At 64.9% G+C, this 24,931-nt stretch carries 35 protein-coding genes; 3 read left to right on the top strand and 32 right to left on the bottom strand.

What is annotated here, in order from left to right; all coding sequences use genetic code 11:
* Window positions 1–47: 47 nt before the first annotated feature.
* The 6 genes from ACN0SE_RS02640 to ACN0SE_RS02615 all read right to left on the bottom strand — a co-directional run bounded on the left by ACN0SE_RS02640 (window position 48) and on the right by ACN0SE_RS02615 (window position 5,902).
* Window positions 48–761: an ATP12 family chaperone protein gene (locus tag ACN0SE_RS02640; RefSeq protein WP_417522928.1), complete on the bottom strand. Its 714-nt coding sequence runs from the start codon at window positions 759–761 to the stop codon at window positions 48–50.
* Window positions 758–1,429 (bottom strand): HAD-IA family hydrolase, encoded by a 672-nt coding sequence (locus ACN0SE_RS02635; RefSeq protein WP_417522927.1) that lies wholly within the window; start codon window positions 1,427–1,429, stop codon window positions 758–760. The genes ACN0SE_RS02640 and ACN0SE_RS02635 overlap by 4 nt, the downstream gene beginning before the upstream one ends.
* Window positions 1,426–2,472 carry an RluA family pseudouridine synthase gene (locus tag ACN0SE_RS02630; RefSeq protein ID WP_417522926.1) on the bottom strand — a complete coding sequence of 349 codons (1,047 nt, stop codon included), beginning with the start codon at window positions 2,470–2,472 and terminating at the stop codon, window positions 1,426–1,428. The genes ACN0SE_RS02635 and ACN0SE_RS02630 overlap by 4 nt, the downstream gene beginning before the upstream one ends.
* Window positions 2,469–2,846, bottom strand: coding sequence for a fluoride efflux transporter CrcB (gene crcB / locus ACN0SE_RS02625; RefSeq protein WP_417522925.1), 378 nt, complete (start codon window positions 2,844–2,846; stop codon window positions 2,469–2,471). Before crcB ends, ACN0SE_RS02630 begins: the two co-directional genes overlap by 4 nt.
* A 361-nt stretch (window positions 2,847–3,207) precedes the next feature.
* Entirely contained in the window at window positions 3,208–4,518 is a 1,311-nt protein-coding gene (locus ACN0SE_RS02620; protein ID WP_417522924.1) for a replication-associated recombination protein A, read from the bottom strand.
* Between the two features lie 4 nt (window positions 4,519–4,522).
* On the bottom strand, window positions 4,523–5,902 hold the full coding sequence (locus ACN0SE_RS02615; RefSeq protein ID WP_417522923.1) for a trypsin-like peptidase domain-containing protein: 1,380 nt from the start codon (window positions 5,900–5,902) through the stop codon (window positions 4,523–4,525).
* A 124-nt stretch (window positions 5,903–6,026) separates the two neighbouring features.
* Between ACN0SE_RS02615 and ACN0SE_RS02610 the strand changes: the two genes are divergently transcribed.
* Together ACN0SE_RS02610 and ACN0SE_RS02605 are read left to right on the top strand one after the other, a co-directional pair.
* Window positions 6,027–6,233, top strand: coding sequence for a hypothetical protein (locus ACN0SE_RS02610; protein ID WP_417522922.1), 207 nt, complete (start codon window positions 6,027–6,029; stop codon window positions 6,231–6,233).
* A 1-nt stretch (window position 6,234) separates the two neighbouring features.
* A complete protein-coding gene (locus ACN0SE_RS02605; RefSeq protein WP_417522921.1) occupies window positions 6,235–6,690 on the top strand; it encodes a host attachment family protein in 456 nt (151 codons plus the stop codon).
* Window positions 6,691–6,744: 54 nt separating this feature from the next.
* Here the strand turns inward: ACN0SE_RS02605 and ACN0SE_RS02600 are convergent, their stop codons facing one another.
* The 26 genes from ACN0SE_RS02600 to ACN0SE_RS02475 form a co-directional block, all read right to left on the bottom strand.
* Window positions 6,745–7,386 (bottom strand): YitT family protein, encoded by a 642-nt coding sequence (locus ACN0SE_RS02600; RefSeq protein WP_417522920.1) that lies wholly within the window; start codon window positions 7,384–7,386, stop codon window positions 6,745–6,747.
* Between the two features lie 78 nt (window positions 7,387–7,464).
* A complete protein-coding gene (gene rplQ / locus ACN0SE_RS02595) occupies window positions 7,465–7,884 on the bottom strand; it encodes a 50S ribosomal protein L17 (RefSeq protein WP_417522919.1) in 420 nt (139 codons plus the stop codon).
* Between the two features lie 212 nt (window positions 7,885–8,096).
* Window positions 8,097–9,113 carry a DNA-directed RNA polymerase subunit alpha gene (locus ACN0SE_RS02590; RefSeq protein ID WP_417522918.1) on the bottom strand — a complete coding sequence of 339 codons (1,017 nt, stop codon included), beginning with the start codon at window positions 9,111–9,113 and terminating at the stop codon, window positions 8,097–8,099.
* Window positions 9,114–9,224: 111 nt separating this feature from the next.
* On the bottom strand, window positions 9,225–9,617 hold the full coding sequence (gene rpsK, locus ACN0SE_RS02585) for a 30S ribosomal protein S11 (protein ID WP_417522917.1): 393 nt from the start codon (window positions 9,615–9,617) through the stop codon (window positions 9,225–9,227).
* A gap of 15 nt (window positions 9,618–9,632) precedes the next feature.
* Window positions 9,633–10,001, bottom strand: coding sequence for a 30S ribosomal protein S13 (rpsM, locus tag ACN0SE_RS02580; RefSeq protein ID WP_417522916.1), 369 nt, complete (start codon window positions 9,999–10,001; stop codon window positions 9,633–9,635).
* 306 nt (window positions 10,002–10,307) lie between these two features.
* A complete protein-coding gene (locus tag ACN0SE_RS02575) occupies window positions 10,308–10,949 on the bottom strand; it encodes an adenylate kinase (RefSeq protein ID WP_417522915.1) in 642 nt (213 codons plus the stop codon).
* A 6-nt stretch (window positions 10,950–10,955) separates the two neighbouring features.
* Complete coding sequence (gene secY, locus ACN0SE_RS02570) at window positions 10,956–12,323, bottom strand: preprotein translocase subunit SecY (RefSeq protein ID WP_417522914.1); 1,368 nt, start codon at window positions 12,321–12,323, stop codon at window positions 10,956–10,958.
* A gap of 109 nt (window positions 12,324–12,432) precedes the next feature.
* Window positions 12,433–12,903: a 50S ribosomal protein L15 gene (gene rplO, locus ACN0SE_RS02565; protein WP_417522913.1), complete on the bottom strand. Its 471-nt coding sequence runs from the start codon at window positions 12,901–12,903 to the stop codon at window positions 12,433–12,435.
* 497 nt (window positions 12,904–13,400) lie between these two features.
* Window positions 13,401–13,619 (bottom strand): DUF1127 domain-containing protein, encoded by a 219-nt coding sequence (locus ACN0SE_RS02560; RefSeq protein WP_417522912.1) that lies wholly within the window; start codon window positions 13,617–13,619, stop codon window positions 13,401–13,403.
* 216 nt (window positions 13,620–13,835) lie between these two features.
* On the bottom strand, window positions 13,836–14,363 hold the full coding sequence (locus ACN0SE_RS02555; protein WP_417522911.1) for a hypothetical protein: 528 nt from the start codon (window positions 14,361–14,363) through the stop codon (window positions 13,836–13,838).
* 202 nt (window positions 14,364–14,565) lie between these two features.
* Window positions 14,566–14,754, bottom strand: coding sequence for a 50S ribosomal protein L30 (gene rpmD / locus ACN0SE_RS02550; protein WP_417522910.1), 189 nt, complete (start codon window positions 14,752–14,754; stop codon window positions 14,566–14,568).
* 5 nt (window positions 14,755–14,759) lie between these two features.
* Window positions 14,760–15,341 (bottom strand): 30S ribosomal protein S5, encoded by a 582-nt coding sequence (gene rpsE / locus ACN0SE_RS02545; RefSeq protein ID WP_417522909.1) that lies wholly within the window; start codon window positions 15,339–15,341, stop codon window positions 14,760–14,762.
* 110 nt (window positions 15,342–15,451) lie between these two features.
* Window positions 15,452–15,811 carry a 50S ribosomal protein L18 gene (gene rplR / locus ACN0SE_RS02540; protein ID WP_417522908.1) on the bottom strand — a complete coding sequence of 120 codons (360 nt, stop codon included), beginning with the start codon at window positions 15,809–15,811 and terminating at the stop codon, window positions 15,452–15,454.
* Between the two features lie 11 nt (window positions 15,812–15,822).
* Window positions 15,823–16,356 (bottom strand): 50S ribosomal protein L6, encoded by a 534-nt coding sequence (rplF, locus tag ACN0SE_RS02535; protein WP_417522907.1) that lies wholly within the window; start codon window positions 16,354–16,356, stop codon window positions 15,823–15,825.
* Window positions 16,357–16,369: 13 nt separating this feature from the next.
* Window positions 16,370–16,762, bottom strand: a complete 393-nt coding sequence (gene rpsH, locus ACN0SE_RS02530) for a 30S ribosomal protein S8 (RefSeq protein ID WP_417522906.1) — start codon at window positions 16,760–16,762, stop codon at window positions 16,370–16,372.
* A 14-nt stretch (window positions 16,763–16,776) separates the two neighbouring features.
* Entirely contained in the window at window positions 16,777–17,082 is a 306-nt protein-coding gene (gene rpsN / locus ACN0SE_RS02525; RefSeq protein WP_417522905.1) for a 30S ribosomal protein S14, read from the bottom strand.
* 21 nt (window positions 17,083–17,103) lie between these two features.
* The gene (gene rplE / locus ACN0SE_RS02520) at window positions 17,104–17,667 is read right to left on the bottom strand and encodes a 50S ribosomal protein L5 (protein ID WP_417522904.1); all 564 of its coding nucleotides are present in this window, start codon (window positions 17,665–17,667) and stop codon (window positions 17,104–17,106) included.
* A complete protein-coding gene (rplX, locus tag ACN0SE_RS02515; RefSeq protein ID WP_417522903.1) occupies window positions 17,660–17,971 on the bottom strand; it encodes a 50S ribosomal protein L24 in 312 nt (103 codons plus the stop codon). Before rplX ends, rplE begins: the two co-directional genes overlap by 8 nt.
* The gene (gene rplN / locus ACN0SE_RS02510) at window positions 17,971–18,339 is read right to left on the bottom strand and encodes a 50S ribosomal protein L14 (RefSeq protein ID WP_007427594.1); all 369 of its coding nucleotides are present in this window, start codon (window positions 18,337–18,339) and stop codon (window positions 17,971–17,973) included. The genes rplX and rplN overlap by 1 nt, the downstream gene beginning before the upstream one ends.
* 75 nt (window positions 18,340–18,414) lie before the next feature.
* Window positions 18,415–18,645 (bottom strand): 30S ribosomal protein S17, encoded by a 231-nt coding sequence (gene rpsQ / locus ACN0SE_RS02505; protein ID WP_417522902.1) that lies wholly within the window; start codon window positions 18,643–18,645, stop codon window positions 18,415–18,417.
* A 12-nt stretch (window positions 18,646–18,657) separates the two neighbouring features.
* Window positions 18,658–18,858 (bottom strand): 50S ribosomal protein L29, encoded by a 201-nt coding sequence (rpmC, locus tag ACN0SE_RS02500; protein ID WP_417522901.1) that lies wholly within the window; start codon window positions 18,856–18,858, stop codon window positions 18,658–18,660.
* Between the two features lie 213 nt (window positions 18,859–19,071).
* Window positions 19,072–19,623 (bottom strand): biotin transporter BioY, encoded by a 552-nt coding sequence (locus ACN0SE_RS02495; RefSeq protein ID WP_417522900.1) that lies wholly within the window; start codon window positions 19,621–19,623, stop codon window positions 19,072–19,074.
* On the bottom strand, window positions 19,624–20,238 hold the full coding sequence (locus tag ACN0SE_RS02490) for an energy-coupling factor transporter transmembrane component T family protein (RefSeq protein WP_417522899.1): 615 nt from the start codon (window positions 20,236–20,238) through the stop codon (window positions 19,624–19,626).
* Window positions 20,213–20,974: an energy-coupling factor ABC transporter ATP-binding protein gene (locus tag ACN0SE_RS02485; protein ID WP_417522898.1), complete on the bottom strand. Its 762-nt coding sequence runs from the start codon at window positions 20,972–20,974 to the stop codon at window positions 20,213–20,215. Before ACN0SE_RS02485 ends, ACN0SE_RS02490 begins: the two co-directional genes overlap by 26 nt.
* Window positions 20,975–21,063: 89 nt before the next feature.
* Window positions 21,064–22,500, bottom strand: coding sequence for a cardiolipin synthase (gene cls, locus ACN0SE_RS02480; protein ID WP_417522897.1), 1,437 nt, complete (start codon window positions 22,498–22,500; stop codon window positions 21,064–21,066).
* Window positions 22,501–22,513: 13 nt separating this feature from the next.
* Window positions 22,514–23,233, bottom strand: a complete 720-nt coding sequence (locus ACN0SE_RS02475; protein ID WP_417522896.1) for an endonuclease/exonuclease/phosphatase family protein — start codon at window positions 23,231–23,233, stop codon at window positions 22,514–22,516.
* A gap of 114 nt (window positions 23,234–23,347) precedes the next feature.
* Between ACN0SE_RS02475 and xylB the strand changes: the two genes are divergently transcribed.
* Window positions 23,348–24,793: a xylulokinase gene (xylB, locus tag ACN0SE_RS02470; protein ID WP_417522895.1), complete on the top strand. Its 1,446-nt coding sequence runs from the start codon at window positions 23,348–23,350 to the stop codon at window positions 24,791–24,793.
* The last annotated feature ends 138 nt before the right edge of the window (window positions 24,794–24,931 follow it).

Raw genomic sequence — 24,931 nt, 5'->3', positions numbered from 1 at the left:
GGACAAATTGCCCGGGGATTGAGCACTATCGCGGCACTGACGCCGGGTCAGTGCATGCCCGATAAGCGCCAGACCTCGGCGGCGTGCAAAAACGCGGCACGTTTCAAAGCGGCTTGATTCTGCGCTTCCTCGTCCTCGCCCCACTGCTCTTCCTGCCAGGTCTCGTCGATCCGCGACAGCGCCCAGAGCGCCTCGGGGCTGGACTGGCCATTGGCGACCGCAAGGCCGATCACCAGCGACCCCGAGAGCGACACAAGATCATGCAGCGCCGCCAGCTGGAAGGGATTGCAGGCATGCACCGCGGCGCGCAGCGGCACCAGCGCCTCCGGCGCCTGGGCCAGGTGCATCACGCCCGAGGTCACCGCCAGCCGGGCGCCATAGGTCTGCCGCGCCCAGTCGAGCAGCGGGTCCCAGCCGGCATCCTGCCGCGCGCGCAGCGCCTCCGGCGCCTCGGCGCGGTAGCACAACAGATCGGTGCCGCCGTACTCGGCGATCATGTCGGCCACTTCGTCCTTCTGCACCGCGACCTTGTCGATCGCCGCGTTGGCCGTGCGGGTAAAGGGCATCTGGCCGGGATCGATCACCTCGTCCACGGCCTCCCACTCGGCGCGGACCGCCTCGGCAAAGCCTTCGGTGGGCAGGATCAGCGGCACCTTGGCCGGTGTCCTGACCGGCCGGCCATCAAGAAAGACGCCGTAGCCATCGGCCTCTGCCCTGGTCTCGACGCTCTTCCAGAACCGTTTCGCCTTCCACTCGCTCATGCGCCCTGCCCCCATCTGTCTGTCAGCACGTCCGGCAGCGCGCTCATGTCGTCGATGATCACATCCGCCGAGGTAAGCGCGCTGACCGGGTGATAGCCCCAGCTCACGCCGATCGCAAAGATGCCGGCCGCGCGCGCCATGTCCATGTCAAAGCTGGTGTCGCCCACCATGACCGCATCCTCTGCCGCGACCCCGGTTTCGGCCAGGGCGGCCTGAAGCATGGCCGGATGCGGCTTGGAGGGATGAAAATCCGCCACTTGTTCGGTCACGAAGCGCCCGGTCAGCCCCTGCGCCTCGAGCAGCGCGGTCAGCCCGCGCCGCGACTTGCCGGTGGCGATGCCGAGCAGCCAGTCGTCCCTGCGGCCGAGCTGCGCCAGAACCTCGGTCACGCCAGGAAAGAGCGGGCCGCTGTGGCCGGCCTGGCGCGCGCCGACATAGGCGTCCTTGTACTGCGCCACCAGTTCGGCGTGCCCCGCGGCGTCCAGGTCCGGTGCCAGCCGCGCCATCGCCACGTCGAGCGACAGGCCGACGATCGACAGGATCGCGTCGCGCGCCGGGGCCGGTCTGCCGACGGCGGCAAAGGCCACTTCCATGGCACCGAGGATATCGCCCTGGCTGTCCACCAGCGTGCCGTCGACGTCGAAGATCACCAGCCGCAAAGGGCTCATTGCAGCGCCTCGAAGGGATCCTCGTCGGCGAGGTCCTCGGTCCAGCCGAAGGTCTCGAAGGTATGGGCGATATGCTCTGGCAGCGGCGCGGTGATGGTGATCGGCTTGCGGGTCTTGGGATGTTCCAGCCGCATGGTGCGGGCATGCAGGTGCAGCTTGTTCGAGATGATCCCGCCCAGCTTGGCACCCCAGCCATCGCCGAGGTTTTCCTGCCCCGAACCGCCGTATTTGCCGTCGCCGATGATCGGATGGCCGATCTCGGCCATATGCGCGCGCAGCTGGTGGGTGCGGCCGGTGATCGGCTCCATCGCCACCCAGGCGGCGCGGCTGGCCACCCGGTAGAGCGTGGCGTACTGGGTGATCGCCCGCTTCGCGCCCGGCGTGCTCTCGATCTCGCGCGGGTGCACCGCGCGCATCTTCTCGCCTTCGCCATGGGCACCGTGACCGCCGGCCTTGACCAGGCCGAACTTGATCTCGCCGAGATAGGGCACCGGCACACCGGCGACGACGGCCCAGTAGATCTTGCGGGTCTCGCGGTGGCGGATCGCGGCGGTCAGCAGACGCGCCATTTCCTGGGTGCGGGCCAGCAGCAGCACGCCCGAGGTGTCCTTGTCGAGCCGGTGCACCAGCCGCGGCTTGTCGTCGTAGCCGAAGCGCAGCGCCTCGGCCAGGCCGTCGACGTGCTTGAGCTGCTTGCTGCCGCCCTGCGTCGGCAGGCCCGGCGGCTTGTTCAGCGCGATGATGTGGTCGTCCTTCCAGATAACGCAGGCGCGGATCATCTCGGCATCGGCGTCCGACACGGTGTCGCGCCGGGGCGCCGGCTTGGAGAGCTCTTCCTCGGGGATCGGCGGAATGCGCACCTCCTGCCCCGGCTCGATCCGGGTCGAGCTCTTGACCCGGCCGCCGTCGACGCGCAGCTCGCCCTTGCGGCACATCTTTTCGATGCGGCCCTGGCTCAGGTGCGGGAACATCCGCCGCAGCCAGCGGTCGATCCGCTGCCCGCCATCGGCCTCACCGACGATCTGTTTCTGGACGCCACTCATGCGAAATACCCCCGGGCCGCCATCAGGCCGGCAAAAAGCGCCGCAATCGCCAGGCCGAGCGAGGCCGAGACGTAAAGCGCCGCGGTGGTCAGTTGACCGCGTTCGAAAAGCGCCACCGCATCAAGCGAGAACGCCGAGAAGGTGGTGAAGCCGCCGAGCACGCCGGTCATCAGCAGCGGTGCGAAGCGGGTGGCATGGTAATGCGCCAGCACCACCACCAGCACGCCCATCAGGAAAGAGCCCAGGACGTTCACGATCAATGTGCCCCAGGGAAAGCCATGCCCGATGACGCGCACCGCGGCCACCCCGGTGAGATAGCGCGCGCTCGCGCCCAATGCGCCGCCAAGGGCGACTTGAAGAAGGGTTGATGTCATGGCGCGTCTGTCGCGCGGCGGTGGCGGCTTGTCAAGCGTGGGGGGTGTCGCGGGACGTGGGGTTGCGAGAGGGATTTGCCGAAGGGTGGACAGTCCTCGCCCCGCCGTCCCGCGCAAGCCGCGCCATCGCCGACCCGCGGGGTGGCGATCTACCCTGCGTTCGGCCGCACTTTATCCCCGCCAAATCCGAAGATGATCTGATCGACGCGCCTACTGCAGACGTATCGCCGCCCCGGGGGGCGGGTCATGCCGGAGGCATGCCTTTGGCATGACGATGGCGCGGCGGCCTGCGGCCTTGATTCCGCGCCCGGCCACAAGCCCGACGTCGTCCCGGGCCTGATCCGGGACCTCCCACCAAACCCTACGTTTCGCGCTTCAGTCGCAGCTTGGTGAAATAATCCACCCGCTTCTTCAACTCGCGCTCGAACCCCCTCTCGACCGGCAGGTACATCACCGGCCGCTTCATCGTCTCGGGGAAGTAGTTCTGCCCGGAAAACCCGTCCTCGGCGTCATGATCATAGGCATAGCCATCTCCGTAGCCCTGCTCCTTCATCAGCTTGGTCGGCGCGTTGAGGATGTGCTTGGGCGGCGGTTCCGAGCCGGTGCGCTTGGCCTCGCGCCGCGCTGCCTTGTAGGCGACATAACCGGCGTTGGATTTCGGTGCCAGCGCCAGGTAGATCAGCGCCTGGGCGATCGCCAGCTCGCCCTCGGGGCTGCCGAGCCGCTCGTAGGTCTCCCAGCTCCGCAGACAGATCGCCTGGGCCTGCGGATCGGCCAGGCCGATGTCCTCGACCGCCATGCGGGTGATCCGCCGGGCCAGGTAGCGCGGGTCCTCGCCCCCTTCGAGCATCCTGGCAAACCAGTAGAGCGCCGCGTCGGGGTCGGAGCCGCGCACCGATTTGTGGAGCGCCGAGATCAGGTTGTAGTGCGCATCGCCCGATTTGTCGTATTGCGCTGCGCGCCGCATCAGTCGCTGCGCCAGGGCTCCGGTGTCGAGCTTGCCCTCGACCTTCCAGGCCATCACCTGTTCGATCAGGTTGAGCAGCGCCCGGCCGTCGCCATCGGCCATTTCGAGCAGCGCCTCGCGCGCCGGGCCGTCCAGCGGCAAGGGCCGGTCGAGGTCCTTCTCGGCGCGCTGCACCAGCCGTTCCAGATCGGCAAGCTCGAGCCGGGTCAGCACCAGCACCTGCGCCCGGCTGAGCAGAGCGGCATTCAGCTCGAACGACGGGTTCTCTGTGGTGGCGCCCACCAGCAGGATGGTGCCATCCTCCATATGCGGCAGAAACCCGTCCTGCTGCGCCTTGTTGAAGCGATGGATTTCGTCGACGAAAAGCAGCGTGCCCTGGCCATTGGCGCGGCGGTGCTTGGCGGCCTCAAAGACCTTGCGGAGTTCCTGCACGCCGGTGAAGATCGCGCTGATCTGGACGAAATGCAGGTCGGTGACATCCGCCAGCAGCCGCGCAATCGTGGTCTTGCCGACGCCGGGCGGACCCCAGAACACCAGCGAGGACAACGCGCCGGATTTCAGCATCACGCCGAGCGGCGCATCGGGGCCCAGCACCTGCTCCTGGCCGATCACCTCGTCCAGCGCCTTGGGCCGCAGCCGGTCGGCCAGCGGGCGCGGGGCGGCGCCAGAGGGGGCCTCGCCGCCTGTGTCAAACAGATCCGCCACCCGCTCAGACCCGGAACCGCAGTGCCAGCCGGCGATTGCCGCGCTGGACCTGAAGCGCCACGCGCCCCGTTGCCTGGCGCAGGATGCGCGCCGCATCGCCGGGCCGCTCGATGACGTAGCGCCCGACGCTCAGCAGGATGTCCCCTGCCCTGAGCCCGACACGCGCGCCCACTGCACCGGGGTCGAGTACGATCACACCCTCGGCGCCCTCGTCCAGCCCCAGCTCGTCGCGCAGTGCCGGGTTGAGCCGCGCCAGCCGCAGCCCTTCGAGCAGCGCGCCGCGGCCCAGCACGGTCTCTTCCCGCGCCGGTTCCTCCGGCGGGGCGATCAGGGTCACGCGGGCCTCGACCGGGCTGCCGTCGCGGATGTAGTCGACCGTGATCCGCGCGCCGATGCCGCGCACCGACATGCGATAGACCATCTCGGCCGGCGTGTTCACCGGGCGGCTGTCGACGGCAAGGATCACGTCGCCGATTTCGAGCCCGACCTCGGCAAAGGGGCTGGCGTCATGCAGGTCCGAGATCACCACACCGCCGGGCAGCGCCAGCCCGAGGCTGTCGGAAAGGTCGGCGTCCACCGCCTGCCCCCTGAACCCGGACCAGGGCCTGAGGAAGCGGTCGTTGCCGGCCCGGGCCTGGGCCATGAACTGCTCGACCAGCGAGGCGGGAATGGCAAAGCCGATGCCGTTCGACCCGCCTGAGCGGGTCAGGATCGAGGTGTTGATGCCGATCAGCCGGCCCTGCACGTCGATCAGCGCGCCGCCGGAGTTGCCGGGGTTGATCGGCGCATCAGTCTGGATGAAATAGCCGCGCATGTTGCCGGTGGCGAGGCCCGAGCGCGCCAGCCCCGAGACGATGCCGGACGACACCGTCTGGCCGACGCCGAAGGGATTGCCGATCGCCAAGGTCAGCTCGCCCACCTCGACGGTATCGCTGTCGCGCAGCTGCAGATGCGGCATGTCGCTGGCACCGTCGAGCTGCAGGATCGCCAGGTCGCTCTGCTCGTCCGACAGCAGCACCGAGGCGCTATATTCGCGCCGGTCATTCAGCACGACGCGGATGTCGGTGGCCTGGCCGATGACGTGGTAGTTCGACACCACGATGCCATCGTCGGACAGGATCACGCCCGAACCCAGCGAGTTCTGCACCCGCGGCTGCGCCTGGGTGAAATTGCGAAAGAACTCGCCGAAGAAGGGATCGTCGGCAAAGGGGCTGCGCCGCGCCTCGACCACCCGGCGGGCATAGATGTTGACGACGGCCGGCGCGGCCTCTCGCACCAGCGGCGCGAAACTCATGGATATTTCGGCCCGGCTTTGCGGCACGCGGGTCTCGGCACCGACGGAGCCGGCGATCAGGGCAAGAGCAACGGCAAGGATCAGACGCATCTTCGCTCCTTCAACGGGGTCCGGGGCTGATATGCCTGTCCGCCCCCGGTGTTTCAAGCCGCACCGGAACCCGAGGTGCTGCCTGCGCGTTGACCGGCTGAACCGCTTGGAGAAGGAGGCTATCATGGCAGACCGCAAAAGGTCACAGGACGGCACGCGCGAAACCGAGAAATACGTCGACGATGCCGCAACCCCCGGCCAGCAGGGCCGCGCTGACGGCAATCTCGAACGCAAGGTCGGCACACGCGATCTGCTGAAGCAGGCCGAGCAGGACAAACCCGGCATCACCCGCGTGCAGAAGCGCGACGAGCTCGACAAGGGAGGATCGTGAGATGGCCCGGATCAAGAACGGCACCTGGATCGTCGTGGCCGACAGCGAAAAGGCCCTGTTCCTGCAGAACCTGACCGACCACGATGACCCGCATCTCGAGGTCACCGACAAGGACGAACAGGACAACCCCTCTGACCGCGAGCAATCGGCCAACCGTCCCGGCCGGATGAACGACACCGGGGTGCAGCAGCGCTCGGCGATGGATGACACCGACTGGCACGAGCTGGCCAAGGAACGCTTTGCCGCCGATCTGGCCGAAAAGCTGTACCAGGAAGCGCACAAGGGCAACTTCGAACGGCTGATCCTCGTAGCCTCGCCGCAGGTCCTGGGTGACCTGCGCAGCGAGATGCACCAAGAGGTCAGCGACAAGGTCGTGGCCGAGATCCCCAAGACCCTGACCAACCACCCGGTCGGCAAGATCGAAGAATTGGTGAAGAAGGAACTCGACGCCGGGTGAGCGCGTTGGTCCAGTGTTAACAAGTAACGGCCAGCCCGACGGGGCTGGCCATTTTCATGCGCCCTGATCTGCGCCTCGCTTGGCAGAGCGGCCATAGCCCGGCCGTCCGGTGGCGCTCTGGGCGACATCGAAGTTCCAGATCACCGCGAAATTGGTGATCAACGCGCCGAGAAACGAGTAGAACAGCTGCGAGGGCGTCAGCACGAAGGCCGAGGCGAGGAACACCAGCGCATCGACGGCAAGCTGGAACCAGCCGGCCTTGAAGCCGGTCTTCTGCTCGATCAGGATGCCGACGATGGTCATCCCCCCGGCCGAGGCATTGTGGCGGAAGACCGCGACCAGCCCGACGCCGCAGCAGGCCCCACCCAGCAACGCCGCCGCCCAGGCTTCGAGCCGCTCGAACAGGATGGTCTGGGCAAAGAGCTGAGACACCACCGAGACGCCCAGCACCACGATCACCGTGCGCAGGGCAAAGACCGGGCCGCGTTTCACCCAGGCCAGCAGCAGGAACGGCAGGCCGACCAGAAAGAACAGCGGGCCGAAGTCGAGCGGCAGCACGTAGGACAGCAAGAGCGCGATCCCGGCGGTCTGGCCGGTGACGAGACCCGCGGATTTCAGAAAGACGACGCCGATGCTCAGCATCACGATGCCGAAGGCCAGCCCCTGTACGTCGAACACCGACAGCCGCATTTTCATTCCGATCTCCGATCACAAGACAAAGAAAAACCCCCGCTGGGTAAAGCGGGGGTTCGAAACCGGCAAGACGGGATCGTCTTACTCTTCGGCTGCTTCCAGCTCGGCCAGGCGGGCCTTGTCGGCGGCGCCTTTGGCGTCGACGTCGCGGTCGACCAGTTCGATGATCGCCATCGGCGCCATGTCACCATAGCGGAAGCCGGCTTTCAGAACGCGGGTGTAGCCACCCTTGCGGTCTGCATAGCGCGGGCCCAGCACTTCGAAGAGCTTGGCAACGTCCTTGTCTTCCTTCAGCGCGGCTGCGGCCTGACGGCGGGCGTGGATGTCGCCGCGCTTGCCAAGCGTGATCAGCTTCTCGACAACGCGCTTGAGTTCTTTTGCCTTGGGCAGGGTGGTCTTGATCTGCTCATGTTCAATGAGCGAGCCGGCCATGTTCGACAGGAGCGCCTTGCGGTGCTCGTGAGTACGGTTCAGGCGGCGGTAACCTCTTGCGTGACGCATGGTATCTTCCTTCAGTTGCCCTCTACGGGCGGTTTTGCTTTGTCTGGCCGGCGATGCGTGTCACCGGCTCTCCTTGGGGCATTTTGCCCGGGGTGGTGGGGCAGGATGCCCCGGGGGTGGTGGGTTGCAAACCCACCCTACGGGGGGATGCTGCAACCTTGGCCGGGGGGCGGACCTCCCGGCCGTAGGGTGGGTTTTCAACCCACCGTGTCTCAGAACGCGTCTTCGAACTTCTTGGCCAGATCTTCGATGTTGTCCGGCGGCCAGTCCTCGACGTCCATACCGAGGTGCAGGCCCATGCCCGAGAGCACCTCCTTGATCTCGTTGAGCGACTTGCGGCCAAAGTTCGGCGTGCGCAGCATCTCGGCTTCGGTCTTCTGAATGAGGTCGCCAATATATACGATATTGTCGTTCTTCAGGCAGTTGGCCGAGCGCACCGAAAGCTCGAGCTCGTCGACCTTCTTAAGCAGAAGCGGGTTGAACTCGAGACCGTCGTCGTCGTCCTGACGGGTCGCCGATTCCGGCTCGTCGAAGTTGACGAAGATTGACAGCTGGTCTTGCAGGATGCGCGCGGCATAGGCCACGGCGTCCTCGGGGGTGACCGAGCCGTCGGTGTCGATTTTCAGCGTCAGCTTGTCATAGTCGAGAACCTGGCCTTCGCGGGTCGGCTGCACGTCGTAGGAGACGCGCTTGACCGGCGAATAGATCGCGTCGATCGGGATCAGGCCGATCGGCGCATCTTCCGGCTTGTTCTTGTCGGCAGCGACATAGCCCTTGCCGGTGTTGACCGTCAGTTCCATGTAGACATCCGCACCCTCGTCGAGGTGGCAGATCACGTGGTCCTTGTTGAGAACCTCGATGCCGGCGCTGTCGGAGATGTCACCGGCGGTGACGACACCCGGGCCCTTGGCATTGATCGACAGGCGCTTGGGCCCTTCGACTTCCATGCGCAGCGCGACGCCCTTGAGGTTCAGAACGATATCTGTCACGTCTTCACGCACACCGGCCACGGACGAAAATTCGTGCAGCACGTTGTCGATCTGGACGGAGGTGATTGCGGCGCCTTGCAGCGACGACATCAGCACGCGGCGCAGCGCGTTGCCGAGGGTAAGACCGAAGCCGCGCTCGAGAGGCTCGGCGACAGCGGTGGCCTGACGCGCGGGATCGTTGCCAGGGCGGACCTCCAGCTGCGTCGGCTTGATCAGCTCGGCCCAATTCTTGTGGATCATGCGTCCCTCCATTCCTGCTCTTGCCCCATGTCCTAAAGGCGAAAGCGCCCGAGGTTAAAATGACGGAATGGGGCCGTGCGGATGCCCGGCCCCAAACTTGATAGTTGTTGATCAGACGCGGCGGCGCTTCGGCGGACGGCAGCCGTTGTGCGCGATCGGGGTCACATCACGGATCGAGGTGATGTTGAAGCCGATGGCGGCCAGAGCGCGGAGCGCCGATTCACGGCCCGAACCGGGGCCCTGAACTTCGACTTCCAGCGTCTTCATGCCGTGCTCTGCTGCCTTCTTGCCTGCGTCTTCGGCAGCCATCTGGGCGGCATAGGGGGTCGACTTCCGCGAGCCCTTGAAGCCCATGGTGCCGGCCGACGACCATGCAATGGCGTTGCCCTGCACGTCCGAGATCAGGATCTTGGTGTTGTTGAACGAAGAGTTCACATGCGCCACACCGGTGGCGATGTTCTTGGAGACCTTCTTCTTGCCTCCGCGACGGGTATCACGTGCCATGTTCTCAGACCTCCCTTACTTCTTCTTGCCAGCGATGGGTTTCGCCGGGCCTTTGCGCGTGCGCGCATTGGTGTGGGTCCGCTGACCGCGAACGGGGAGGTTGCGGCGATGGCGCAGGCCGCGGTAGCAACCGAGGTCCATCAGACGCTTGATGTTCATCTGCACTTCGCGACGCAGGTCGCCTTCGACGGTGAAGTTGGCGTCGATGTGCTCGCGCACGGCCAGAACTTCGGCGTCGGAGAGCTCGTTCACACGACGCGCGGGGTCGATGTTCACGGCTTCACAGATTTGCTTGGCCGAGGTGTGGCCAATTCCGGTGATGTAAGTCAGGGCAATCGGGACCCGTTTGTGGGTCGGGATGTTAACGCCGGCGATGCGTGCCAAGTGTCACTTTCCTTTTGTTGCGGTTCCGTAGTGCCAGAACCTTTTTTCACAACGTAAGCCCGAGGCATTGAGCACCCGGGCCGCAGCTGATTTCGAAGTGATGGATTCCCTCGCGGGAATCGCTCGCTGAGCGCGAGATAGGGCTAACTATGAGCCTGAGGGGGCATCGTCAACCCCCTGTCAAGGCTTTTGTGTCCATGGGTGCCGGAGACGGCTTTGACGCGCCGGAGCTTCGGGCGATGAGGGGCATGTGCCGACCTGGGGTGGACACTCCAGCCCACCCTGCGCGTTCCTACTTGGTGGAGATCAACCCAGCTCGCCTGCGAGTGCGCCAGCGACCTCGTCGGGGCTGCCCATGCCGTCGATCGGGCGCAGCGTGCCCTTGCAGTGGTAGTAGCCCACCAGCGGCGAGGTCTGCTTGTAATAGGCCATCAGCCGGGTGCGCAGGCTGTCTTCGTTGTCGTCGGCGCGGCGCTTCTGGTCGGTCGAGCCGCAGTTGGCGCATTTGCCGTCGGCGGGCCAGGACTTGGTCTGGTCGTTGTAGACCTCGCCGCAGTCGCCGCAGGTCGAGCGTGCGGTGATCCGGGCCACCAGCGCCTCGTCGTCGACGCGCATCTCGATGACCGCATCAAGGCTCTTGCCGTGCTTGGCCAGCAGCTCTTCGAGCGCGTCGGCCTGCGCCAGCGTGCGCGGGAAGCCGTCGAAGATGAAGCTGCCTTCGGGGTTGGCTTCGAGCTTTTCCTCGATCAGGCCGATCACGATCTCGTCGGTGACAAGCTCGCCGCGGGCCATGACACCGGCCACGCGCTTGCCCATCTCGGTACCGCTTTCCTTGGCGTCGCGGAGCATGTCGCCGGTCGAGAGCTGGGTCATCCCCCGCTCCTCCACCAACTTGCGTGCCTGCGTGCCTTTTCCTGCCCCCGGGGGCCCAAGAAGAATGATGTTCATGCGGGATTATCTCCGAACGGGGCTGCGTTTCTTGCGGGCCTTACCTTTACCACGCAGTTGCGATTTCTGGATCAGACCTTCGTACTGGTGGGCCAGAAGATGGCTCTGGGCCTGCTGGATGGTGTCCATGGTCACCGAGACGACGATCAGCACAGAGGTGCCGCCGAAGTAGAACGGGATGGCGAATTGACCGCGCAGGATTTCCGGCAGCAGACAGACCGCGGCAAGATAGGCCGAGCCCAGAACCAGCACGCGGTTGACCACGTATTCGAGGTATTCCGCGGTCTTCTTGCCCGGACGGATGCCGGGGACAAAGCCGTTCTGGTTCTTCAGGTTGTCGGCCACGTCATCGGGTTTGAACGAGACGTTGAAGGTGTAGAAATAGGCAAAAAACACGATCATCAGCGCAAAGAACAGCAGGTAGAGCGGCTGACCCGGGCCGAAATAGGCCAGGATGGTCGACATCACCGGGCTGGTCTGGTTGCCGGAGAATGTGGCAATCGTGGTCGGCAGCAGCAGCAGCGACGAGGCAAAGATCGCCGGGATCACGCCGGCCGGGTTGACCTTGACCGGCAGGTGCGACTGCTGGGCCTCGGAGATCTTCATGCCCTGCTGGCGGCGCGGATACTGAATGGTGATCTTGCGCAGCGAACGTTCCATGAAGACGACGAACATGATGACGGCAATCACCATGACGATCACGCCGACGATGACGGCGGGGCTGATCGCGCCCGAGCGGCCGGAGGCAAAGAACTGCGCCAGGGCCGCCGGAACCTCGGCGATGATGCCGACGAAGATGATCAGCGAGATGCCGTTGCCGAGACCGCGGGCAGTGATCTGCTCGCCCAGCCACATCAGGAACATTGTGCCGCCGACAAGGGTGATCACGCAGGAGGCAATGAAGAAGCTCTGGTCGATATCGGCCGAGACGAAGTCATTGGCATACAGCCCGACCGAGAGGCCATAGGCCTGGAAGGTGGCGAGAACCACGGTGCCGTAGCGGGTCCACTGGTTGATCTTCTTGCGGCCCTGCTCGCCCTCTTTCTTGAGCTGTTCGAGCGCCGGAACCATCGAGGACAGCAGCTGCACGATGATCGAGGCCGAGATGTAGGGCATGATGCCCAGAGCAAAGATGCCCATCCGCCCCAGCGCGCCGCCGGTGAACATCGAGACCATGCCGCCGATGCCCTGACCCGCCTGCTCCATGAAATCACGCAGCGCGGCGCCGTCGATGCCCGGAACCGGGATGAAGGTACCCAGCCGGTAGACGATCAGAAGACCGAGGGTGAAGAGAATGCGGTTGCGCAGGTCTGTGGCCTTGCCGAGCGCCGCCCAGCTGGTGTTGGCCGCCATCTGCTCTACTGCTGATACCATGGCTCGTTAATCTCGCTCTATGAAAACGCCGCCCAGAGCCGTTTTCCGGCGGGCGGCGTTTGGAAAACTGAAAGCTATGTAAGCGGCGAGAGCACCGCTCACAACCCGCTTATTCGGAAGCTTGCGCACCCGTGACCGTCAGCGAGCCTCCGGCCTTCTCCACCGCGTCCACAGCTGCCTTCGAGGCGCCGGTGACCGAGATGGTGGCTTTCGAGGTCAGTTCACCCTTGGCCAGAACGCGCACACCGTCGAGCTTGCGGCGCACAACGCCCGAAGCCACGAGGGTGTCTTCGTCGATCTTGCCTGCGTCGAGCTTGCCGGCTTCGATGAATTTCTGGATCAGGCCGAGGTTGATGACAGCGTACTGCTTGCGGTTCGGCTTATTGAAGCCACGCTTGGGCAGACGTTGATAGATCGGCATCTGGCCGCCTTCGTAGCCTTTGATGGCCACACCCGAACGGGATTTCTGACCCTTGATACCGCGGCCTGCGGTCTTGCCCATGCCCGAACCCGGGCCACGGCCAACGCGTTTCTTGCGTTTGTTTGCGCCTTCGTTGTCGCGCAGTTCATTGAGTTTCATGTCGCTTCTCCTTGCCGGATGCTGCCCCGAAGCGAGTTGGCAGACCACGGCGTTTCTTGCTTGATGTGAGTCGCGGCCCCGAAAGGCCACCGTGCGCGTATAACCGTGGCCCGCGCGCGGTGCAAGAGCCGCGGAAGGTCCGCGGCCTTGTCACGTGGCGTTCCCCGGTCTCAGGAGTTGGGGCGGGTCTCGCGCAGGTATTCGGTCCAGCAGGGCACCGGCTCCTGACGGAGGGCCCGGGTGATGCGGCTGGCGAGTTTGGAAAGGAAGGTCATGTCGTTTTCCTGGATAGAGACTTCAGTTGGCCCGAGGCATAAACCCGCAGCGCCTTGACCGCTAACGCCAATTCGGCATGGCTGCGTTGCACAAAATGCATGCAGTCTGCGAACGTCGGGAGCGGGGCAAATGCGGGGTCCCGGAAACATAAAACGCGGGCCAAGGGATTGGCCCGCGTGATGCGGCAGCGCCTGAGTGGCGCGCCAGCTGAATTCCTGGGGTTAGCGAACCTTCGCGGCTTCCTGCAGCGCGAGGTCGCGGATGTCCGAGCGCGAGACGCCGATGTCGTTCAGATCGCGGTCGGAGAGCACGGCCAGTTCGTTGTACGTCTGGTTGAAGACGGCGCGACGGGTACGTGCGGTTTTGTACGCCTCGGCAGCATTGTGCAGCAGAGCGGAAAAGCTGAAGGTGGAGACGGTATTGGACGATGCATAAGCCATTGTCGTAGTCCTTTCGTGTGGGGATCATCCCCGAGAGAAGTTGTTTCGTTTCCTCCGTGACCCTTATCTAGGGCCAAGTGGTGGCGCTAACAATCTACACTTCGGACGACCTGATATGCGTTTTCTGCAACGCAGCATGGGTTGAAATCGGCGCGGCGCGGGTCATGCGCGCGCGGGTCTTTCAGCTAACCAATTGAAATTGCTTGCGCGGCCAGCTCAGTTGAGCAGCCCCCCTGCCCCGAAGCCTTCACTGCCAAGGGCGCGTCTTGCTGCAAGGCGGCATTCGGGGCAGATGACGTAGTGCACGAACATGTCCCTTGCCGGGACCGACATGGTCTGATCGTACCATCCGTCCGGCCCGTGCCAGTTCAGACATTGCGAACATTGCTCGGCGGTGCCGTCGGGTTCGAGCACGTGATACCCCTCGACCTCCTCGATCAGCAGCACGTCATGGCTGATCTCGAGCCCGCCCTCGCTGTGCGGGACGATCTTCATCCGGCATTCGCGGCGCAGGTTGGGCGCGTCGCAGCGATAGGGCATGGTCAGCACGTGGCCGGTCTGCCGACACCAGAAGAACAGAGCGTTGAGATAGGACCTTGTGTCGCCGCCGTTGACGAAATCCCAAAGCGACCGCCCGACAATCCGGCTGCTCGTCACCGCCGCACCGCCCTCCGGCAGGACCAGGCTGTCCCAGTCCGGCGAGACGTCGATGATCTTGTTCGACGGATCGAGAAAGAACCACATTTTGTAAATCCAGATCGCGGTTTCGGACAATATTCCGGGCGACAGGTCGGCAAGAATGGCTCAGACTACCAATAGCTCAGCGTTATTTCTACGTTTAATCCCATTCTGCGCCAATGTGTTACGTGGCGACAGGGTGCAAACGCGAAACGCCGCCGCCCCTCTCGGGGCGACGGCGTCTGATTTTAGCAACATCGAGACGGGCTTAGCCGCGCTCTTCGACGATTTCCACCAGATGCGGGATCTTGTTGATCATGCCGCGCACCGAGGGGGTATCCTCGAGCTCGCGGGTCTTGTGCATCTTGTTCAGGCCGAGACCGATCAGGGTCTTGCGCTGAACTTCGGGACGGCGGATCGGCGAACCGACCTGTTTGACGACGATGGTTTTTGCCATGGGTCTCAGGCCTCCTCGGCGACTTGGGACGATTCCGCCGGCGCGTCTTCACGCTTGGGCAGGATGTCGGCCACTTTCTTGCCGCGACGCTGGGCCACCATGCGGGGGCTGGCTTCGCGGGTCAGCGCGTTCAGGGTTGCGCGGATCATGTTGTAGGGGTTCTGCGAACCGGTCGACTTGGCAACCACGTCCTGCACGCCCAGCATCTCGAAGACGGCCCGCATCGGACCACCGGCGATGATACCGGTACCTTGCGGTGCGGTGCGCATGACGACCTTGCCGGCACCGTGACGACCTTCGATGTCGTGGTGCAGCGTGCGACCTTCGCGCAGCGGCACGCGGATCATCTGACGCTTGGCCTGCTCGGTGGCCTTGCGAATGGCCTCGGGGACCTCTTTCGCCTTGCCTTTGCCGAAGCCCACGCGACCTTTCTGGTCACCGACGACGACGAGGGCTGCGAAGCCGAAGCGCTTACCACCCTTGACGGTCTTGGAGACCCGGTTGATCGCGACCAGACGGTCGGCGAATTCCGGTGCTTCATCGCGTTCGCGACGACCGCCCCGGCCTCTGTTTTCACGTTCTGCCATATGGCAATTCCTTTGTAACTGGCGCGGATGCGCCGGGTCTTGTCAATCGAAGTGGCCCCGGATTGCGCCGAGGCCCCCGATCATCGAGGGGCGCCGAAGCGCCCCTGCACTTAGAACTTCAGGCCACCTTCGCGGGCGGCATCGGCCAGAGCCTTGATGCCACCGTGGAACAGGAAACCACCGCGGTCGAAGTAGCATTCCTCGACACCGGCTGCCTTGGCGCGCTCTGCGATCACAGAGCCAACCTTGGCTGCGGCTTCCACGTTGTTCTTGCCAACGATGCCCAGGTCCTTTTCGAGGCTGGACGCCGCCGCCAGGGTCTTGCCCTGGACGTCGTCGATCAGCTGGACCGAGATGTTCTTGTTCGAACGATGCACCGACAGACGCATGCGCCCGCGGTTCATCTTGCGAAGTTTGTTCCGGACGCGCAGGCGGCGTTTGAGGAACAGTTGTCTTTTGCTGTTTGCCATTGTCCGCGTCCTTACTTCTTCTTGCCTTCCTTCTGGAAGATATACTCACCCTTGTAGCGGATGCCTTTGCCCTTGTAGGGCTCGGGCTTGCGCCAGTCACGGATGTTCGCAGCCACCTGGCCGACCTGCTGGATGTCATTGCCTTCGACAATGATCTCGGTCGGTTTCGGGACGGTCACGGTAATACCTTCCGGAATCTCGAAGTCCACGTCGTGGGACAGGCCGAGGTTCAGTTTCAGGGTTTTGCCCTGAAGCTGCGCCCGGTAACCCACACCCTGGATTTCAAGCTCTTTCTTGAAGCTGCTGCTGACGCCGGTGACCATGTTGGCCACGACGGTGCGGCTCATGCCCCACTGCTGACGCGCGCGCTTGGACTTGCCACGCGGCGCGACGGAGACCGAGCCATCCTCGACGGTCAGGGTGACGTCGTCGGTTGCGGTGAAGCTCTGCGTGCCCTTCGGACCCTTGACCTCGATGGTCTGGCCGGAGATCGACGCCGAAACGCCATCAGGCAGGGCTACAGGCTGTTTGCCGATACGAGACATTACACAGCCCTCCTTAGAATACGGTGCAAAGCACTTCGCCGCCAACGTTGGCAGAGCGTGCGTTTGCATCCGACATGACGCCTTTGGAAGTGGACACGATGGAAACACCAAGGCCCTGACGGACCGTGGGAATCTCGTCCACACCCAGGTACACCCGACGGCCCGGAGTCGACACCCGCTTCAGTTCGCGGATGACGGGGGCGCCGTCATAGTACTTGAGGCTGATTTCGATCGCGGGGTGGCCGCGCTCGTCGGTGGTTTTCTCGTAGCCGCGGATGTAACCTTCGTCCGCGAGCACGTCGAGCACCCAGGCGCGCAGTTTCGACGCGGGGGTGTTGACGGTGGATTTGCCACGCATCTGAGCGTTGCGGATCCGGGTGAGCATATCGCCGATAGGATCGTTCATCTATATACCCTCCCTTACCAGCTCGACTTGACCATGCCGGGAAGCAGGCCCTTCGAGCCCAGTTCACGCAGCGCGATACGGCTGATTTTCAGCTTGCGGTAGTACGCGTGGGGACGACCGGTCAGCTGGCAGCGGTTGTGCAGACGGGTGGGCGAGCTGTTGCGAGGCAGTTTTGCCAGCTTCAGGCGGGCCTTGAAGCGCTCTTCCATCGGCTTCGACTCGTCGGTTGCGATTTCCTTGAGTTCGGCGCGCTTGGCGGCGTATTTCACCACCAGCTTCTCGCGCTTCTTCTCGCGTTCGATCATTGCTTTTTTAGCCATGTCTTAATCCTCTTCCCGCGATTACGACGTGAAGGGCATGTTGAAAGCTTTCAACAGCGCCTTGGCTTCGTCGTCGGTTTTCGCGGTGGTGGCGATCACGATGTCCAGGCCCCAGGGCTCGTCCACCTTGTCGAAGTCGATCTCGGGGAACACGATGTGTTCCTTGATGCCGAGGGCATAGTTGCCACGGCCATCGAACGACTTGCCCGAAACGCCGCGGAAGTCGCGGATACGGGGCATCGCCACGGTGATCAGACGATCGAGGAAATCGTACATGCGGGCGCCGCGCAGGGTGACTTTCGCCCCCATCGGCATGCCTTCACGGACGCGGAAACCCGCGATCGAGTTCTTGGCGTTGGTGACGACCGCGTGTTGACCGGCAATGGCAGTCAGATCGGCCTGGGCCGACTTGGCTTTCTTGCTGTCCTTCACGGCGGCACGACCGCAGCCGATGTTCAGAACGATCTTGTCCAGACGCGGGATCTGCATGTCGTTCTTGTAGCCGAACTCTTCTTTCAGAGCGCCGCGGATGGTCTCCTGGTACAGGGTACGCAGGCGCGGGGTATAGGTTGCAGCATCAAGCATCGATCACGTCCCCCGTGGTCTTGGCGAAGCGGACCTTCTTGTCACCTTCCATGCGGAAGCCGACGCGGGTGGCCTTGCCGTTGGCATCAAGCAGCGCCAGGTTCGAAAGCTGGATCGGCATCGCTTTCGGGATGCGGCCACCTTGCGAGGACTGGGTCTGACGGGTGGCGCGGATCGAGACGTTGATCCCGTCCACGATGGCTTTGCCCGACTTGGGGTCAACAGAGGTGATGGTACCCTCTTTGCCCTTGTCCTTGCCGGTAAGCACGACGACCTTGTCGCCTTTGCGGAGTTTGGCAGCCATTACAGCACCTCCGGAGCGAGCGAGATGATTTTCATGAAGTTCTTGGCACGCAGCTCACGCACAACCGGTCCGAAGATACGGGTGCCGACGGGCTCGCCGGCGTTGTTGAGGATCACGGCTGCGTTGCGATCGAAGCGGATCGCGGTGCCGTCTTCACGGCGAACTTCCTTGGCGGTGCGCACGACGACGGCCTTGCGGACGTCACCTTTCTTCACGCGACCACGCGGGATGGCTTCCTTCACCGAGACGACAATGATGTCGCCGACGGAGGCGTATTTACGCTTGGAACCACCCAGAACCTTGATGCACTGCACCCGGCGAGCGCCGGAGTTGTCAGCGACATCCAGATTGGTCTGCATCTGGATCATGGGGTTTCTCCTGACCTTTGGGGGGCGTCATTGCCTGTTCCCCAGGGTTTCTCTCAAACCAAAAGGTCTGGCGGCTTACGCCTCCAGAACCTCCCAGCGTTTCGTCTTCGATTTCGGCGCGCACTCGATGATGCGGACAGAGTCACCGACCTTGAAGGCGTTCTTTTCATCGTGAGCCCGGTACTTCTTGGACTTACGGATGGTTTTCTTCAGGACCGGGTGCTTGAAGCGGCGTTCAACCGAAACGGTCACGGTCTGTTCGTTGGCGTCGCTGGTCACGGTGCCGGTAAGAATACGTTTGGGCATGTCTTTGGCTCCTTATTCAGCGGCCGCGGCGGCTTTTTGGTTCAGAATGGTTTTCACACGGGCCACATCGCGTTTGACGGCGCGCATGCGGGCGGTGTTTTCCATCGAGCCGGTCGCCTGCTGGAAGCGCAGGTTGAACGATTCTTTTTTCAGGTTGGCCAGATCTTCACGAAGCTGATCCGGCGTCTTTTCACGCAGTTCCTTGGCGTTCATCGCCTTTTTCCTTTCTCAACATCAACGGAGGGCCCCCATTTGAGGGTCACCCTAAATCCGCTGGAGTGCATGGATGAGCGCGCCGTATAGGCGAGGTTCGCGGGGTTGGCAACCCTTTTCGGCGCCGGGTCCGGCCCCGGGCCGGGGCCGGGCTGCCAAAGCGAAACGCCCGGGCGATGCCGGGCGCTTCGGTGTCATGTTCCTGGGGCGTCCTCAGGCCGCGCGCGACAGCACGCTGGCGGGCCGCGCCTTGGCCAGAGCACCGGTCAGCATGCCCGCCACCGCCGCCTTGAGCACGTCGCCGGGGATGAAGGCCGTGACCAGCGCGGTGGCTTCCAGCAGCGACTTGTCCAGAACGATGGCCATGCCGATCACGCCGAAGACATAGATCACCCCGATGCCGCCGATCACCGAGGCCACGATCGCCGCCAGGGTCAGCGGCACGCCGCGCCAGCGCTCGACGATCCAGCCCGTCACATAGGCACCCAGCGGCCAGCCGATCAGAAAGCCTGCCGAAGGCGAGGCAAAGGCGCCCAGACCGCCACGACCGCCGGACAGCAGCGGCAGGCCCAGCGCCACCAGCAGCAGGAACAGCAGCACCGCGAGCGCCCCGCGCCGCGCGCCCAGCACGGTGCCGCAGAGCATGACACCAAGGGTCTGCGCGGTGATCGGCACCGGCACGAAGCCCAGGGTGATCTTGGGGATCAGCCCCAACACGGCGATCAGCGCGGCAAAGAGCGCGATCATGACGACGTTACGTTCCATCTATTGGTCCTCCATGGAAACAAGGCCTCCGCGGGCGCGCAGCGCGTCGGAGATGTGATCGGCGTCATCCAGCGCCGCCAAAGTCAGCGGCAGCAGGATGCGCCAGTTGGCGCGGCGCGGGCTGCGCGCGCGCCAGGCATCGATCAGGGTCCGGGCCCGCGCAAAGAGCACCGGGGTCATGCGGATGACCAGCGCAATGGCGATCTCGAGCGGCCGGGTGCTGACGCCCAGCGCCCTGAGCGGTGTGCAGAGCCAATGCACCACGGCAATCATATCAGACAGCCGCGTCGTCATCGTCACAAGGTTGGCCAGCGCCACCGCTGACAGAAGCCGCAGCAGCACCACCGCCCCGGCCGAGAGGCTGCCGTCGATCAGATGATAGAGCGTCAGGATCAGCAGGAAGGGCCAGAGCATCCGCAGCTTGCCCAGCCCGTCGCGGAAGAAGACCCAGCCCGGCAGGGCATAGAGCACCAGCACACCGGCGGCGATCAGCAGTTGAAACCCGAGGCTCTCGACAAAGAACAGGCCCAGCGTCGCCACCGACAGCGCCGCGAGCTTGGCACCGGCGGGCCAGTCGTGCGCGCGGGTTCTAACCGGCGAGGTCAGCGATATCATCGGCCTCTCCCAGTTCTGTCATCCGCGCCACGTAATCCGCGATCACCGCCGCGCTGTCGCCTTGCCGGTGAATCCGCCCCCGCTCCAGCCAGAGCGCCTGGTCACAACCGGCAAGGTCCGCCGGGTCATGGCTGATGTGGATCAGGTTGCCCTGATAGTGGCCGAGATAGCGCATCAGCTGCGCCCGTGTCGGGATGTCGAGCCCGGCAAAGGGCTCATCAAGAATGAGCAGCCGCGGCGCCATCGCGGTGATCGCCATCAGGCAGACAAGGTGCTTCTGGCCGTGGCTCAGGGTGTCGACATAGGCCGCGTCCCAATGGGACTTGCCGAAACGCGCCAGCGTCTCTCGCGCAGCCGCTTCGGCCTGTTTCTTGCCCCGCCCCTGCTGCGCCAGGCCAAAGGCCAGCTCTTCAAGCACGGTGGGAAAGATGATCTGGTGGTCGGGATTCTGGAACAGGATGCCGACCTCGCCCAGCGCCGCCTTGCGGTCGCGCGCCATGTCGACGCCATTGATCGTGACCTGCCCTGCATCCGGCGTGACCAGCCCGGCCAAAAGCCGCGCCAGTGTCGATTTCCCCGATCCGTTGCGCCCGACGATGGCCAGCCGTGAGACCGCGAGATCGAGCGTCAGATCCTCGAGCACAACCTTCTCGCCGCGGGCGACACGCGCGCCCTCGAGCCGCAGCCGGCTGGCATGAGCCCCCGGCGCCGCGGTGTCCGGCTCTTTGTCTGACATGTGCTGAGCGATCACTCTGCCACCCCGGCTGAAAACGCAGTTCGCGCGTGCATTTCAGAACCGCGCGCCGATTGCAACCGCGACAGAGGTCAGAGAATCGGCCCGATGGTGGCGACCATGTTGTTCCAGGCGCGCCGCCAATGCGGCCAGCGCAGCACGTCCTCGAGCGTCACCTGCCGCGACTCGGGCAGGTAGCTTTGCTGGCGGTCGTGGATCATCCGGGTAACTTCTGGGTCCTGCAGCAGGATGTTGTTTTCGTAGTTCAGGTCGAAGCTGCGCAGGTCGAGGTTGGACGAACCGATCAGGCTGATGCAGCCGTCGATCGTCAGGGTCTTGGCATGCAGCAGCCCGTCGCAGAACTCGAAGATCTCGCAGCCGGCCTCGAGCAGCCGGTGGTAGTAGCTGTGGCTGGCGGCGGCGACGATCCAGCTGTCGTTGCGGCGCGGAAAGATCAGCACCACCCGCACGCCGCGCAGCGCGGCGGCGATCAGCGACTCGAGCACCGTGGTGTCGGGCACGAAATAGGGGGTCGTCAGCACCATCTCGCGCCGCGCGCAGCCGATCAGGCTGGAAAACAGCTGCGGCGTGGCGCCATGGCGTTCGGTCGGGCCGTCGCCGATCACCTGCGCGGCAAAGCCGTCGGGATGCGGCGCCCCGATCAGCTGCACATCCTCCAGCACCTCGCCGGTGGCCTGCATCCAGTCGGAGGCAAACAGCAGCTGGTTCTGATCGACCACCGGCCCGGTAAAGCGCAGCACGATGTCGACCCAGGGCGCGTAACGCGCCTTGATGCGGAACTCGGGGTCGGCGGTGTTCTGGCTGCCGCAATAGGTGACCAGCCCGTCGATCACCGCGATCTTGCGGTGATTGCGCAGGTCGATGCGGCTGGTGGCCATGGTGCGCAGCACGTTGCTGAAGGGGAAGGCAATGGCGAGGTTGACGCCGGCGTCCTTCATCTCCTGCCAGAGCGGTCCCTTGATCATCAGACGCGCGCCCAGGCCGTCGGCAATCGCGCGGCAGGTCACGCCGCGCCGCGCCGCCCGCATCAGCGCCCGACCGATGGCGCGGCCGGTGTAATCCTCGAGCCAGATGTAGGACAGGATGTGCACATGATGTTGTGCCGCGTCGATGTCGGCGATCAGACGGTCGAGGTAATCGCTGCTGTCGGCCATCAGCTGCGCCCGGTTGCCCGGCACCGGGTAGAAGCCGTTGATGCTGGCGGCATAGGCAAAGGCCGGGCGATAATCGCTGTGGATCAGCGTCTCGACACCGTCCTCGTCGCCCATGTAGCGCGCCGCGCGGGTGCGGATCAGGTCGAAGATCGCATGATGCCGCTTGCGCGCCCGGTGGCCCAAGTCGACCTCGCCGAACAGGAAATAGACCGCCGAACCGAAGAAGGGCAGCAGGAAGAGCGCGATGAACCAGGCCAGCCGCGCCGGCGGCGAGAGGTCCTCGCGCAGCAGGATGCGGACGGTGAAGGACAGGACGATCAGCCCGTGCAGGACCAGAAGCGCTGTCAGGATCATGCGGCCCCCCCGGTCATGCGGGCGCGTCCAGCGACACGTCGATCACCACCGGCAGGTGGTCCGAGGCCCGCGCCGCGAGCTCGGAGCGGTGCACGAAGGACGCCTCGTGCCGCACGGCGCCGCTCAGGATGAAGCGGTCGAGATGCGCCACCGGCACCCGGCTGTGAAAGGTCGGCCCCGGCTCGACCACTTCGCCCAGGTTTTCCACGTGGTCGGTGCCACGGCGCCATTCATTGAAATCGCCGCCGACGATCACCGGGTGATCGGCCGCCTCCATGTGGTCCTGCAGCACCGCCAGCTGCTTGCGCCGCATCGCTGCGTTAAGACCCAGGTGCACGCCGATACATTCGATCCTCGGCTCGGCCAGCGTCACCGAGACCGCGCCGCGCGGCTCGGCCGAGGGCAGGTCGATGCGCCGGGTCTCGGCGATCGGAAAGCCCTGCCGGACAAGGATGACATTGCCGTGCCAGCCATGGCTGTCGGGCCGCACCGCCACCTCGGCCAGCTGATAGCCCATCTCGTCGCAGAGGATGTCGCGCGGCAGCACGCCCTCGCGCTTGCGGACCCGCTTGTCGGCCTCCTGCAGCAGGATCACGTCGGCGTCGATCTCGGCCAGCACCGCGACGATCCGCTCGGGATCGCGGCGCCAGTCGAGGCCCACGGCCTTGCGGATGTTGTAGCTGACGATGCGCACGGTCACACGGCCCTGTTCTTCCTCGAATTTCCAACGCATATCGCAAGCCTTGGGTCCATGCCACCTCCTGAAAATCTCGCGCCCTGCCCCCTTGCCCCCCTTCCCCGGCTTGATACTAATGCCGGCGACAGTGACATCGCGAAAGGCGCAGGCATGACGTATCTCGGCATCGATCTCGGAACTTCGGGGTTGCGCGCGCTTCTGATGGGCCAAGACGGCACGGTGCTGGGATCGGCCGAGCGGCACTATCAGGTGGCGCATCCGCATCCCGGCTGGGCCGAACAGGACCCGGCCGACTGGATCGCCGCGCTCGACGGCGCGGTGAACGAGCTGCGCGCCCTGCCCGGCTTTGACGGCCTGCGCGGCATCGGCGTCGCCGGCCACATGCATGGCGCGACGCTGCTCGACACCGACAACAGGGTGCTGCGGCCCTGCATCCTGTGGAACGACACCCGCTCGAGCGCAGAGGCCGCCACCCTCGACGGCACCGAAGGCGTGCGCGAGGCCTCGGGCAATATCGTCTTTCCGGGCTTTACCGCGCCCAAGCTGCTCTGGGTCGAGCGGCACGAGGCCGAGGTCTTTGCCAGGGTCGCCAAGGTGCTGCTGCCTGCCGCCTATCTGAACTTCTACCTGACCGGCACGCATGTCGCCGACATGTCCGACAGCGCCGGCACCTCGTGGCTCGACACCGGCGCGCGGGATTGGTCGGAGGCGCTGCTCGAAGCCAGTCACATGCGGCGCGACCAGATGCCCCATCTGGTCGAAGGCTGCGCCGAGGCCGGCACGCTTCGTGCCGAACTGGCCGAGCAATGGGGCCTTGCCGGGCCGGTCAGCGTGGCCGGTGGCGCCGGCGACAACGCGGCGGCGGCCTGCGGCATCGGCGCGCTGAGCGAAGGACAAGGCTTTGTCTCGCTCGGCACCTCCGGCGTGCTGCTGGCGGCGCGCGACGGCTATGCGCCTGATCCGGCGACGGCGGTGCACACCTTCTGCCACGCCGTGCCCGACCGCTGGTACCAGATGGGGGTGATGCTCTCGGCCACCGACAGCCTGAACTGGCTGTCGCGGATCACCGGCGCCACCCCGGCCGAACTGACCGCGCCCTTGGGCGAGACCCTGCAGGCGCCGGGCGCGGTGCGCTTCCTGCCCTATCTCTCCGGCGAGCGGACACCGCACAATGACGCGGCGATCCGTGGCAGCTTTACCGGGCTCTCGGCCGGAACCAGCCGCGACGACATGACCCGCGCGGTGCTGGAAGGCGTGGCCTTCGGCCTGCGCGACAGCTTCGAGGCGCTGAAGCAGACCGGCGCGCAGATCGACCGGCTGATTGCCATTGGCGGCGGCAGCCGGTCGGAGTACTGGCTCAAGCTGATTGCCACGGTGCTGGACCTGCCGCTCGACCTGCCTGCCGAGGGCGAATTCGGCGCGGCACTTGGTGCCGCACGGCTCGGGCAATGCGCGGCCGGTGCCGACTGGCAGGCGGTGATGACGCCGCCGGAGATCGCCCGGACGGTGAGCCCCGATACCGCGCAGACCGCCGCCTATGACAGCGCCTATGCCGCCTTTCGCGCCGCCTATCCGGGCATCCGCGCCGTGCAATGAGCGCCGCCGTCCCGGACCCCGATCCGGGATCTCCCGGGTGCTGGCGATGAGGCCCCGGATCAAGTCCGGGGCGCGAAGCATCAGGCTCGGGCCACCGAGGCGCCTGGCCGGCCCGGACACGCAGACCGGAAAGCCGGG

This window comes from Marinovum sp., from assembly GCF_048263515.1.
Lineage (GTDB): Bacteria > Pseudomonadota > Alphaproteobacteria > Rhodobacterales > Rhodobacteraceae > Marinovum.
Note: the sequence above shows the minus strand (reverse complement) of the source record. Positions and strands in the feature narration are given on the sequence as shown.